At 46.9% G+C, this 12,708-nt stretch carries 11 protein-coding genes; all 11 read right to left on the reverse strand.

Annotated elements, in window-relative coordinates:
* Nucleotides 1–2: 2 nt before the first annotated feature.
* Nucleotides 3–992 carry an isocitrate/isopropylmalate dehydrogenase family protein gene (locus DLD82_RS12490; protein WP_109941460.1) on the reverse strand — a complete coding sequence of 330 codons (990 nt, stop codon included), beginning with the start codon at nucleotides 990–992 and terminating at the stop codon, nucleotides 3–5.
* Nucleotides 989–1,786 carry a DUF7714 family protein gene (locus tag DLD82_RS12495; RefSeq protein WP_109941461.1) on the reverse strand — a complete coding sequence of 266 codons (798 nt, stop codon included), beginning with the start codon at nucleotides 1,784–1,786 and terminating at the stop codon, nucleotides 989–991. The genes DLD82_RS12490 and DLD82_RS12495 overlap by 4 nt, the downstream gene beginning before the upstream one ends.
* Nucleotides 1,783–2,271 carry a LeuD/DmdB family oxidoreductase small subunit gene (locus DLD82_RS12500; protein ID WP_109941462.1) on the reverse strand — a complete coding sequence of 163 codons (489 nt, stop codon included), beginning with the start codon at nucleotides 2,269–2,271 and terminating at the stop codon, nucleotides 1,783–1,785. Before DLD82_RS12500 ends, DLD82_RS12495 begins: the two co-directional genes overlap by 4 nt.
* Complete coding sequence (locus DLD82_RS12505) at nucleotides 2,268–3,482, reverse strand: aconitase/3-isopropylmalate dehydratase large subunit family protein (RefSeq protein WP_109941463.1); 1,215 nt, start codon at nucleotides 3,480–3,482, stop codon at nucleotides 2,268–2,270. The genes DLD82_RS12500 and DLD82_RS12505 overlap by 4 nt, the downstream gene beginning before the upstream one ends.
* Nucleotides 3,430–4,611, reverse strand: coding sequence for a homocitrate synthase family protein (locus DLD82_RS12510; protein ID WP_109941498.1), 1,182 nt, complete (start codon nucleotides 4,609–4,611; stop codon nucleotides 3,430–3,432). Before DLD82_RS12510 ends, DLD82_RS12505 begins: the two co-directional genes overlap by 53 nt.
* The gene (locus DLD82_RS12515) at nucleotides 4,608–5,705 is read right to left on the reverse strand and encodes a thiamine pyrophosphate-dependent enzyme (protein ID WP_109941464.1); all 1,098 of its coding nucleotides are present in this window, start codon (nucleotides 5,703–5,705) and stop codon (nucleotides 4,608–4,610) included. The genes DLD82_RS12510 and DLD82_RS12515 overlap by 4 nt, the downstream gene beginning before the upstream one ends.
* A complete protein-coding gene (locus DLD82_RS12520) occupies nucleotides 5,702–6,667 on the reverse strand; it encodes a radical SAM protein (RefSeq protein ID WP_109941465.1) in 966 nt (321 codons plus the stop codon). Before DLD82_RS12520 ends, DLD82_RS12515 begins: the two co-directional genes overlap by 4 nt.
* Nucleotides 6,652–7,542: a methanogenesis marker protein 11 gene (gene mmp11, locus DLD82_RS12525; RefSeq protein ID WP_109941466.1), complete on the reverse strand. Its 891-nt coding sequence runs from the start codon at nucleotides 7,540–7,542 to the stop codon at nucleotides 6,652–6,654. The genes DLD82_RS12520 and mmp11 overlap by 16 nt, the downstream gene beginning before the upstream one ends.
* Nucleotides 7,543–7,667: 125 nt before the next feature.
* On the reverse strand, nucleotides 7,668–9,464 hold the full coding sequence (locus DLD82_RS12530) for a chloride channel protein (RefSeq protein ID WP_109941467.1): 1,797 nt from the start codon (nucleotides 9,462–9,464) through the stop codon (nucleotides 7,668–7,670).
* Nucleotides 9,465–9,566: 102 nt separating this feature from the next.
* Nucleotides 9,567–11,672 carry a DUF262 domain-containing protein gene (locus DLD82_RS12535; protein WP_109941468.1) on the reverse strand — a complete coding sequence of 702 codons (2,106 nt, stop codon included), beginning with the start codon at nucleotides 11,670–11,672 and terminating at the stop codon, nucleotides 9,567–9,569.
* An 84-nt stretch (nucleotides 11,673–11,756) separates the two neighbouring features.
* Nucleotides 11,757–12,644, reverse strand: coding sequence for a formylmethanofuran--tetrahydromethanopterin N-formyltransferase (fhcD, locus tag DLD82_RS12540; RefSeq protein ID WP_109941469.1), 888 nt, complete (start codon nucleotides 12,642–12,644; stop codon nucleotides 11,757–11,759).
* Nucleotides 12,645–12,708: the final 64 nt, after the last annotated feature.

The raw sequence follows: 12,708 nt of genomic DNA on the forward strand, positions 1-12,708 counted from the left end.
TTTTATAGATCTACCGGCTCTTTTTGTTGTGATAATGCCAGGTTTTTCAGGATTTCTCTACCCACCTCATCGGTTGTCGCAGTTCCTCCAAGATCCGGGGTTTTTATACCTGCGGCAATGGTCTTCTGAATCGCCCGTTCAACCTCGATAGCAAGGGGTCTTTCTCCGACATATTTTAACAGAAGTGACACACACCGAATCGCTGCAATCGGATTTGCTATCCCCTTTCCGGTAATATCCGGAGCACTCCCGTGAACCGGCTCAAATAATGCCTGGTGCCTGCCGATATTCGCACTTGGCAGCATTCCAAGACCTCCCTCAAGAAATGCGGCTGCATCGGAGAGAATGTCTCCAAAGATATTCGTGGTCACAATCACATCATAGCGTGACGGGTGTTGCAGAACATCAAGGACCAGGGCATCAATATATTTCTTGTCAATGGAAATGCCGGTCTTTTCAGCCTCTTCCATGCAGATTTCCAGGAAATATGCATCAGATTTCATCACATTTGCTTTATTCCCGATGGTAAGATGCCTCCTTCTCCGGTTTGCACATGCACTTGCAAATTTGGCAATCCGACGGGAACCTGCTTCGCTTACTACCCGGAGTGTGCATGCCCGGTCCTTTTCTTTCCATTCTATTCCTGAATAAAGACCTTCGGTATTTTCCCTGACTATAAGAATATCAAAACCCTCACCAAAAACCGGGCGAAGGTTGGCATAGAGGTCAAGTTCTTTTCTTATCCTGAGCACCACACTATGATATTTCGGGTCAGGAGGAGTTGTTATTGCTCCAAAAAGGATAAGATCAGCTTTTCTCAGTGTCTCAAGTGTCTTATCTGATAAGGCATCCCCGGTTCGTTTCCAGCACTCATACCCAAGGTATACCGGAGTATACTCCCAATCCGGATGAAAAAACTTCAGAACATCCAGTGCCGGAGGAATCACTTCTGGCCCGATTCCATCTCCAGGAGCCACCACAACTCGTTTCATTGTCTTCTCCATTCATGAATACAATCATACAAGGCGTCCGCTATCTCTTTCGGAGACGAACCCCAGTGGACAACAACGCCCATTTTTCCATTTATTCTCTGAATCCCTGTCCTTTCAGCCCTGCAGCACCGGGCGATAAATGGCTCTTCCATTACCGCATTGGCAGGGCATATGTCAATTAAAGGAAAATCATGACCATAACAATCCCTCAAAACCTGCCTTGCAGTCATGCACCCGGCAATCTGTTCATCACCAATAAGCCGGTCTGAGTCGATAGTCCGGGAAAAACCACCGGCCTTACAGGGATAGACATCAGCATGTGTCTCCCTGATATCCCGGATATGATAATTAAAGGTCACCTCAAGTTCCCCGAATATCCCCACTTCGTCCAGTTTTTGTAAGGTTCCGGCCAGGTGGGGGTGGGGCGGAGTCACATCATATACATGAACGGTTAAAAGTGAGGCCGGATCAGGGTCACATATGAAGATCATATGCTCCTCGATTCCGGTAAAAATCGTACACCTCTTCTCCACATGAAGGGCTTTTTTAATTAGGTCCCCACGATTATGGAGCACCACCGGTTCAGGATAGCAGTATACCTCATCCGGGCCTGCAATCACAGATACGTGTTTGATATCACGCATAAGCCCGGTTCCTTCAGCCGGTTCAACTGCAAGTATCTCATAACCATCCGGAACTTCATGAATCAGGTATTGCGAAAGGAAATATACCCGATCCCCCACTGGTTTATTGCCTGCATAACCGATACACTTGCAATGGGGAGGAAAGATCATCGCTCAAGTCTCCGTTTCCAGTACTCCACAAGACCGCCGGTATTCAGAATTTCCTGCATACGGGAGGAAAGGGGGCGGAAAAAGTATTTTTTTCCATCAACAGCAATCCAGCCGTCAACGCAGTCAAACGTAATATTCATATCATCATGGCATCCGGGAATTTCACATTCAATGACAGGTAGCCCGACATTGATGGAGTTACGATAGAAGATACGGGCAAATGAAGGAGCTATGACTGCCAGAACCCCGGCTTCACGAAGAGCAACAGCTGCCTGTTCACGTGATGACCCGCATCCCATGTTCTTTCCGGCAATAAGAACCGCACCTTTCAGACGGGGGGCCAGTCCGGGATCCAGGTCTTCAAACACATGCTGGGCCCATACACTCCGGTCTTTTGTTCGGAGGTACCTTCCGGCAATGACTAGATCAGTGTCAATATCTGCACCGATACAAACTGCCGGACCTGAACCTGAAAGGGCTGTCATATGACCTCCCGTGGATCAGCAATCTCACCGGAAAGAGCACTTGCGGCAGCGGTAGACGGAGAACAAAGATAATATGATGCTCCAACCCCCATTCGGTTTTTAAAGTTCCGGTTCGCGGTTGACAAACCAACTTCTCCTTCACCAAGTACTCCCATATGTGCCCCAAGACAGGGTCCACACCCGGGAGGTCCCATAACACACCCTGCCTGAATAAGATCTGCAGCAACTCCGGTTCTAATAGCTTTGAGGTAATCACCCTCCGAAGCGGGTACAACAATCGTTCTGACAGAGACCCGGTGGCCTTTCAGTATTTCTGCCGCCCGTTTCAGATCTTCAAATCGTCCGTTTGTACAGGTCCCGATAAATATCTGATCAACCGGAGTTCCTGCCAGTTTTGTTACTGGCTCTACGGTGTCCACCCGATGAGGAACTGCACAGACGGGTTCCAGATCTAACAAAGATATAAAGCATTCCCGGACATAGGAGGGGTTTTCAGGGACTTGCGTATCAACAGGTGCATGATACAATGCTAAGTACCGGGCTGTCTCCTGGTCTGCATAAAAAAGTCCGGTCTTGGCTCCTGCTTCAACAGCCATATTACACAATGTTAGACGTCCTTCCATTGGGACGCTTTGTGCTGCTTCACCAACAAATTCAAGTGCTGCATAGGTTGCTCCATCCATACCAAGGAGCGAGACATACGAAAGGGCCAGATCTTTCCATTCAACCCCGGCGGGAAGAACATCGGATAGATGTATTCCAATTGAATCCGGGATCCTGAGCCAGGTTTCTCCCGAAATCCATATTCCGGCCATGTCACTTGCACCTACCCCGGTGGCAAAGGCGCCCAGTGCTCCAAGTGTACAGGAGTGGGAATCAGCCCCGATAACCACTTCACCCGGATGAACAAGACCTTCTGCCATGACCTGGTGACAGATTCCTGAACCAATGTCCATGAAATTCACCCCGTTTTTATGTGAAAAGTCCCGGAGTTCTGCCTGAAGCTCAGCGGTCTGTGAATTGTTGGCCGGAGAGATATGATCATAAATTACATAGATAGAAGCTGGATCTGCCAGTTTTGGCGATCCTATCCTGTCAAACACTAATTTTGCCTGTATTCCGGTCCCGTCATGACAGAAAGCCCGGTCTACCTGCCGGTCAACATATGTGCCGGCCTTCGCACCCAGAATTTTCTCCGATAGTGTTACCATTTATTACATCCTCCCCGGTTACCTGTGAAATTATCTCCCGCAAAACCTGCTGGTTGATACTGCATTTATCCTCACTTCTATCCTTAATCAGTTCAAGCACCTGCATAACCTGCTCATCAGAGATGTGATATCCAAATATGGTAAGAATGTGCGATAGTGCCCTTTTTCCGGTATGTTTGCCGAGAATGAACCGCCGCTCAAGCCCGAGAATTTCAGGAGGAATAAACTCATACGTCGAAGGATTTTCAAGGATTGCAGCGATATGAATTCCACTTTCATGGGCAAAGGCATTCGCTCCGACAACGGGTTTGGTTATCGGCATGTAAATTCCGGTATATTTCTGGACACAGTCTGAAAGGGCCGGAATTTCAGTAAGATCATACCGGGTGATACCCCCTTTGAGAACAAGAGAAACAAGCACTTCTTCAAGACGGGCATTTCCCGCCCGCTCACCAAGACCGTTCACCGTGGTATGAAGCTGGAATGCACCAAGCTCAGCAGCAATAAGTGTATTTGCCGTTGCACAGCCAAGATCATTATGTGCATGAATAGCAATTGGAATAGGAGTCCTCGGGACAAGGTCTTTCATTACCGTTGCCACTTCAAGAGGAGTCAGACAGCCGGTGGTATCAGCATAGGTAACATAGGAAGCCTTGTGCTCTGCTGCCTGCCGGTATATATCCACGAGAATATCTGGTTCAGTCCTGGATGCATCCTCTGCTCCGAATCTGACGATAAGGCCATGGTCAACAGCATAGTCCAGTTGTTCAATTGCATTGGCAACCACAACCTCGCGGGGTTTTTTATGCTTATACTTCAGGTGCAGATCTGACGGGGCAATAAAAAGCCCAATCATATCCACTTCAGCATCAAGGGCTGCATCCACATCTTCCCGGCAGGCCCGGGACAGACCACAGATCTTTGCATTAAGGCCGAGTTTGGAGATTTCACGAACCATCTCCTTCTCATGAACGGATACTATCGGAAACCCTGCCTCAATAACCTCGACCCCGATGGCATCAAGCCGGGTTGCAATATCCTTCTTCTCATCAGGAGTAAACGAAACTCCCGGAGTCTGTTCGCCATCACGGAGAGTTACATCACAAATTTCAACATGCCAAGGTTTCATAAACATCGCTCCTCCGGACATGCTCCCTGAATGACCAGCACCTGAAGCTTGTTATCAGGAACGAGGAGTCCGGAAATTTTTTCTTGTTCACCTGCATCACAAACCACCGGATTTGTAAACCCGATGTAATCAAGAATCTCCGGAACAGGCTGGCGACCGGTTGTTCCCATGCACCTGTTCTGGAGAACAATACAAAGAAGAGGACGACCTTTTGCATGCAGATCGATAAGGGTGAGTATCCCGGAGTGAAGAAGAGCATAATCACCGGTAAGTGCAACACCGGTTGATGTTGCTGCAACCCCCAATGACGATCCCATTCCATAGTTGGCAATACCGCTGGTATATGGAGGTATCATTGAAAGAAGACTACAACCAGTATCACAGATAACCCGGATCTTTTTCTCCTCAAGGAGATCAAAAACTCCCTGAAACGGGCATCCCGGACAAAACATCCGAGAGGACCCACGCTCGGACCGGCTTTTTGAAACATTTTCTCCAGTGAGAGGCGATATTGGAAATGGAACAAATCCTGCATCTGTCATTGCAGGAACTGATTCATAGGCACGAAAAGCCCGCCCATACATAGTAAGGTCAGGATCAGCAAGTTTCCCGGTATTTCTCTCTGACCCGTTCGCATGAACATTTCCCGGCTTTTTTAGATCTTCTGGGACAAATCGTAGTATTACAACCCGTGACCACTTCTCAGAGGCAGCAAATGCATCACCTACCGGGTCAGGTCTCTCCATCCCAATCACCGGACAGACTGCAATCGAACCATATATCCGGCTGTCCTGAACAGTCTGGGTCCCAAAAGCAGTAGGATCATCGCCTACCACAATGACAACCCCGGCAGTAAGCCCCTGGGCTGTTGCATGGGCAAGGGGATCTGCAAGTACATTCATGCCCACATGTTTGACAATGACACAAGCCCTTTTTCCGGAAAGAGAGTCTCCAAGAGCACATTCAAGAGCAACTTTCTCATTAATACAAAGTTCTGCCCCGGTTTCTTCGATTAGGGTTGTTACCGGGTATCCGGGTACTGCATATATCCTGTCAGCATAGGCAGTAATTGACTTACCAAGGGCTGAAATCATGTGTCCCTCCCCGGAATCAGATCGCATCCGGTACATGCCGGACACATCGTCAGGGCATTTTTGGGGTCAAGCCCATATCGCAGCAGGTTTTGTTCAAGAATCCGGGCGATACGGACAATTCGTTCCGGCCCTGGTGGTTGATAGTGAACAAGATCTCCGCCGGGAGTCAGAGGACGGATTACCGGCATAATCCCATGCCTGCAAAGATTTTCGATACATGCCGTCATCTCCTCGTCAGTTTCCCCAAGGCCCAGGATAATGTTTGAAAAAACATGATCCTTTCCAAAGATTGAAACTGCAGCAAGAAGGGCTGATATTGCATCTTCCCGATTCATTTTCGGGCACATGAGGGAAAAGAGTTCTGCGGTTGCGGCCTCAAGATTAAACTTTACCTCTGTCGCTCCTGCATCCTTCAGCCGCTCTGAAGTTCCCGGTGAGGGATAGATAGAAACACCAATCGGGAGATTAAAATGGCGAAGCCTCCTTACCACCCCGAGAACATAATCCTCTTCTTCTCTGGTATCGGTCAGCACTCCGGAAGTCAGCGAAATTGCATCAATGTCTGGAAAAACATCGCTGACCATTTGCTCTATTTCGTCAATGCTTCTCCGTGTTCCCGGATTTCTCCATACATTGCAATACCGGCACCTGTACACACATGAACCGGTAACGGTCAGATATGCCTGACGTGGACAGTGATGCCCGGGTTTTTCGAGAACTCCGGTATACTCCTGCCCCTCAAAAAGAAGTATGGCCTGACCATTTCCCTTATGCACAATTTCAGCACCTGCAGTTTTTGATAGAGTCAGGCGGACTCTTCGGCCATTCATTGAAAAAAATACCGACCCGGCTCCTCCTGCTCCGGGTCCGGCTCTGGATCTGGCAATAAACGTATCTGCCTCTTCTCCGGTGATTCTTACCTTCCCAGCATAAAGGAGCCTGGCTTTCAGATCTGCCCACATAATAACAGCCCTTCTTCATACCTCGTGTAAAAGGGGATTGCTGCAACAGCACCGGTAATTCCTCTCCCATTAATCCAAATGGTCAGATCATCGCCAGTAAGGGCACGGGCATCATCCGGACTAACCTGTCCTTTTTTCGTCCGCCACCCGTATTCGAGAAGTCTTTCAGGAGAAAAACCGGTGAATACTGCCATTCCGGTTTTGGGTGAGAGGGTATATTTTTTTAATAATTCTGAAAACCGGCCGGCCAGTTCATCAGGGTCACTGGATGCAAATTCAACAACCACCCCGACACAGTTCTTTGTCCTGAAAGGAACCGGAAAGAGTTGGACAATTGTATGAGAGAGATACCGGTTCTTATCATCAGCAACTGCCTGTGCAATATTATGAACAAGAGTCCAGGTTGCTCCCTGTTCAGGGGTATCAGTATCATCCACACCAATTAACACCCTTGAAAAGCGTGGAAGGATGATTTTTGATCCGGCAACCTTTCCACCGCCGGATTCATCAAACTCTGAACGGATTACCCCTTTCGCGCTGGCCCTGCAGATAGTGGCGCCGACTCCGCCTCCACCCATTCCGATGTAAGAGATAGTAATCTCATTATCCTGGACATCTACCCCGGATATGCCAGCGGGAAATTTCGAACCCTCAAGCGCCAGATCAACAACACCAGTCCGGAGTAAAAACCGGTTCATGGACCCGACGGTTCGCACAGATTCCACCAGGGGTGATTGTGCATAATGTTTTTTTACCCACATCGCTCCGCCGATGCAGTCAAAGCACTCAATCAGTTCAACCTGACTACCTGCGGCATCACTAACTGCACAAATCCATGGATAATGGATAACATATGGTTCTGAAATACCAGACATCCCATGCTCCTGATTTTCACCGGAATGACCTGAGTCTTTGCTGGCGAAAATTTCGTCAACAAAATTAGTGCATCAATACCTATAAGAGTTCTCTATTGAATCTCACGACAGTAAAAACAAGAATATTAAAAGATTCTTTTACATTCTTCCTGCGCTTTGGCAGCATACGCCTGGGTAATATCCCGTCGTGTCAGAAGACCCAGTATAAGATAGTTATCGCCACATGATTCAACGATGGGAACATGACCAATATCCATGGCAATCATGTCAGTGAGGATTGTTTCAAGATCTGTATCAGGTCCGGCGGTGACCAGTTCTTTCGTCATGACCTCATGAATTTTCCGATCATCCCAGCACCCCTTGCAATCTCTGATTGTAACAAACCCAACCAGCACATTTTTCGATATAACAACAGGAAAACCATAATGGGCTGATTTCTCAACTAGGGTCAGTACTTTATAGCTTGGATCCTCAGGAGAGAGTGAAATAATATCCTCAAGAGGGGTCATGGCCTTTTTTGCCGGAATGGCCTTAAGTACATGGGAATCAAATTCTCCCCGATGTGCTCCGGATAGTGTCTTATTAGGGATCTGGGACCGGTATATCGTCCGGTTTCCAACTAGGATAACACTTGCAGCAACTGCACCCATCGCCGGGACAAACAGTGAAAAGTCACCAACCATTTCGATAATCATGATAAGACAGGCTATTGGTGAATGGGCAATTCCTCCAAAAAGAGCAATCATACCACATATCACAAAAACCGGGACTGCAGTCATCGGTACCATATCCGGGAGAATAATATGCATTACCATCCCGAACGCTCCACCGGTTGTAGCCCCAATGGTAAGACCAGGAGCAAAAACACCACCACTTCCCCCGGAACCAATTGTAAGCGATGTCGTGATGATACGAACTATAGGAATCAGAAGCAAAACCGAGAGGGGAAGCATGTTATAGACGGCCAGTTGGATAAACCCATACCCGGACCCGATACTTCCAAGGGCAACAAGAAATGTTTCATGGGAAAAACTTGCAAGACCAATGACAAGAATCCCTATACATGCTGCTCCGATAACCGGTTTTGCATAGATGGGGATGTTATATCGGGTTATCAGATTCTGAAAAAAATCCTTTGACCGATAAAACATTTCCAGATATCCGATTCCAACCGCTGCACAGACCACTCCCAGAATAATAAATAACGGAATCTCTGAAATCGACCAGAATAGATCACTTTTGGAAAAAACCGGTTCGTACCCTTCAAAATACCCAAAGATTCCGTACCCGATAATCGAAGAGAGAAATGCCGGAACAATCGCATCTGATTCAAAATCACGCAGATACAATATTTCTGCTGCCAGAATTGCCCCCCCGAGAGGAGCTTTAAAAATTGTCCCAATTCCTGCACCAATACCTGCTGCAATAGCTATCCGCCGTTCTTTTTCAGGCAATTTTAAAAAATCTGCTGCAATGGACCCAAAACCTGCTGCTATCTGGGCAGTAGGCCCTTCTCTTCCGGCACTCCCTCCCGTGGAAATCGTACAGATAGAAGCAATTGCCTTTATCAGGGGGATCCTCCTCCTAATCCGGCCGGATTTATGAAAAGCAGCGATTGCAGCATCTGTACCATGCCCTTCAGCTTCAGGGGCAAACCGGTAAACTAAAAATCCGGATACCAGTGCACCCATACAAATGATTGGAAGAAACATCCAGATATTCGTGGGCGGGGACCAGGCAGCAATCATTTCTGCTGACATGCCATCTACAGGATAATTATACCCCCATACATCCCCCATGATAATCTTTGTAGCAATCCTGATACCTTCAAAGAAGAAAAGTGCTCCAAAACCTGAGATTATACCTATCAGGATAGACAACCCGATGGTCTTTCGGAAAAGGATAACCTCTGCAGACACCATAAATAGTCTACTTTTATGTTCCGGTGTTGTTATGCATTCCTCTTTCAGTTTACAGGAATTTCCGGAAAAAATCAGAATGATAAAAAAGTAATTATTCAGGGATTATTTACAGGAAAGACACCAGACCTCATCATTCCACCCGACAATCCGCACAAAATTCAAACACATATCCCGGATCTGGTAACGACCGAACCTTGATTTAAAAGAGTAGGTGCCTACATTTGATTTATAACATCCGGGATCATCTGAAAAGTATCCTGGATACTCACGGACAATACGTTCAAATTTCTGGGGTTCTTTTTCATAGATGGCACGAACCGTATTTTCAAGTACCTGGTACCAGAATTTCACCGGATACTCAATTCCAGCAACAGTCAAACAGGAAGGCCTGACCTGTTTTGGGATTTCTCCCTGCCTCATACAGACTACAGGTTCAACCGGAGCCGATTCAGGTTCAACAGCGATTGCAGGTTCACACCTGCTCCAAATTTTTACACAGAATGCAGCCAGGACTTCAGAACGCTGATCAATCTGAAATCTTCTCCATAACCGGATGTTTTTCATGGTACCATTGAGCATCAGGTTATCAAGAGCATACCATGCCTTTTTGGTTTCAAAATCCGCATTTCGGATAGTGGGATTTTCCTGGGTAAGGGTAAGGTTTCCAAGCCGGTGGAGAAAATCAGGATGCACTGAAGACCACTCAGAACCCAGATGCATCTTCCACCAGTCCGAAAGAACCTCAGGCATGATATGGTCAATCATCCGGATCTCCGATTCATCTTCAAACAGGTTATAAGCAGATACAGGTTCAGATCCTCTTGGCTGACTTGAAAAATATTCTTCCAATCGTTCCAGGATCACGAATGTCAGTTGATTTTCAGTCTCCGGCAGATACAGGTCACTGAATCTGAGGTGATCCAGAAATTCATCATCATCAGGCATATCAAACGGAGGCTGCAGGGAGGAGATAAGGGAACTGACCTCTTCAACAGTGAGATAGCCGGAACTTTCTGTAGATGCGCGACAGAGGATCTCAAACACATCTTCATAGACCGCACTTGATCTTGCACAGACCATCCTTCTGACCAGATAACTCTCAATGCAGGATATGACATCGCGGATATTCTCATCCGAAAGTCCCTTTGTATCGGTGTAATCTTCATGAGCACCAAGAAGAAGCAGGAAAAACGGGGCCCCTTCGTTATTACTGATTCTTCTGATACGGGAAAGTGATTTGAGTATCTCTCTTCGAACAGGGGAATCCGTGTCTTCGGGTACCGGATAGAGTATCGTCCGGTAAAATTCTGAAGCACGACTAATATCAATAAGGAGCGATTTTATTTCAGCCGGGGATGCATCTTTGAACCTACGATGGATTTTTTCAAATATTTCACCATCACGGATAAATCTGCCTTCCTTCATACAATAATGCCTAAGGAACGATGAAATCAAACACTGCTCATTCTGCAGCCTCTCTTCCATCGGTTTCCATAACGTATCGTACTGGCTCTCTGCAACCTCCTGACTTTCCAGGTGGGCAAAAAAGAAATTTCGGATAAGATCTGATTCTTCTAAGGGCACGCCACGATAATTTAATGCTTCAAAGACCTGATTGGGATTTTCCCCTTCCCCAAGTTCTATATATACCACACACAAGTCTTCGGTGATAACCTGCTGAAGCATATTCAGTTCAATATCAGAAGAACGGTCCAGTTGCCACCAGAAATAGTCAAAACACTCAACAATCCTGGAGTCCTGATCAAATACGTAATCTTCATCAAAAATATGAAAGAGTGCGCCTTTATCCACCCGGGTGGGAATTACCACATACTGACCTTCTCCACTTTTAGGAGCGTTCTTTAAAAATCCTGATATCTGGCCGTAGAGTTCTAACATCCCCTTTTCCCGGGCAAATGCACGAATAACCGCTAAGAGGATACTGATGGTGGTAATTCGCTGCTGTCCGTCGATGATGACGTATTTATCCAGGTTCTTTTCGTACTCCCTGACAACTACAACCGACCCGAGGAACCTTGCGGGACTTGTTGATTCAGGACGAACGCGAAGAAGATATTGTTCCTTAATATCAGACCAGAGCTGTTCCCACTGCTGGCGTGACCAGACATATGGACGCTGAAACAGAGGAACCTTGTATTGTTTTGCTCCATTGTAAAGATCCCATACACTAGCCTTGGTCGCCTTCATACCCCATGAATCCTGGTTAGAGATATTGTCTTCTCATCCCTTTACCTCACCGGTATGAATGAGAAATATAAAAAAAGATATTGTTTAGAAAAGTTCTGCCAGTTTAAACTGAAACGGTCCAAGCTTTCCTTCATAGTTACCTGCACTGATGAAAGAAACGCCGGGAACCATTACTGCAGCCTTAATACCGGCAGCCATTGCCTTTTTAACTGATGCCTCATCGACACCGTTGATGACAATTTCATAGATTGATTTGACACCCTCAGGGACTTTGGTATCCGGAACTTTTTCACGGATGGTCGGGCAGTACTGCTCGTTGGTTGTTGCCGGAATCGGAAACTTGTAATTCTTTGCTCCGACTTTTGAACCTGATGCGACAATACCCCCGGCAAAACTGGTGATGGCTCCTCTGACCTCGAAAATTGCATCTGACGCAGCCTTAGCTCCCATGAGAGCGGTCATCTGGTTATCTGCCATAACAAAGAAGTTGCCACCAGCGACACCTTTGACCATACCAAAGACTTCTTCGCCGACATAGTCTCCTTCCATAATCGGGATCTTCCAGCACTGGCGCCCGCCTACTTCCACCTTGGATTCGAACTTGTCTCCAAAGAAGTGGATCTTGATATCAAATTTCTCCTCTGCATCAGGCATTCCATTAAATACCGAGGTAGTTGCAGCGGTGAGGACACACTCTGCAATACGCTCCATGACCTGCTCAGGGACTTTTTTCTTTGATGCACAGATAAGAATAGAAACTCCCGGACGTCCGTCAGGAGTCTCATCTCCACTGAGATATCCTTCGATTCCTGCCTCACAGGGACATCCGATTGCAGAGGTTGCAAATCCGGTTGCTTCTGTTGCAGCAATTAAAGCCCACTCACGGGTAACACCAGTGATTATTACCCGTGACATCCATATCGGAAATCCTTCAGCAAATGTGTTATCGATTGGTACACCGTTCAGTTCCATTAAGGTACCTCAAATAGAGGTCATCTGACAGACCAATAATGGTTGTGTATTCGATCTCACCTAT

This window comes from Methanospirillum stamsii (genome assembly GCF_003173335.1).
GTDB classification, from domain to species: Archaea; Halobacteriota; Methanomicrobia; order Methanomicrobiales; family Methanospirillaceae; genus Methanospirillum; species Methanospirillum stamsii.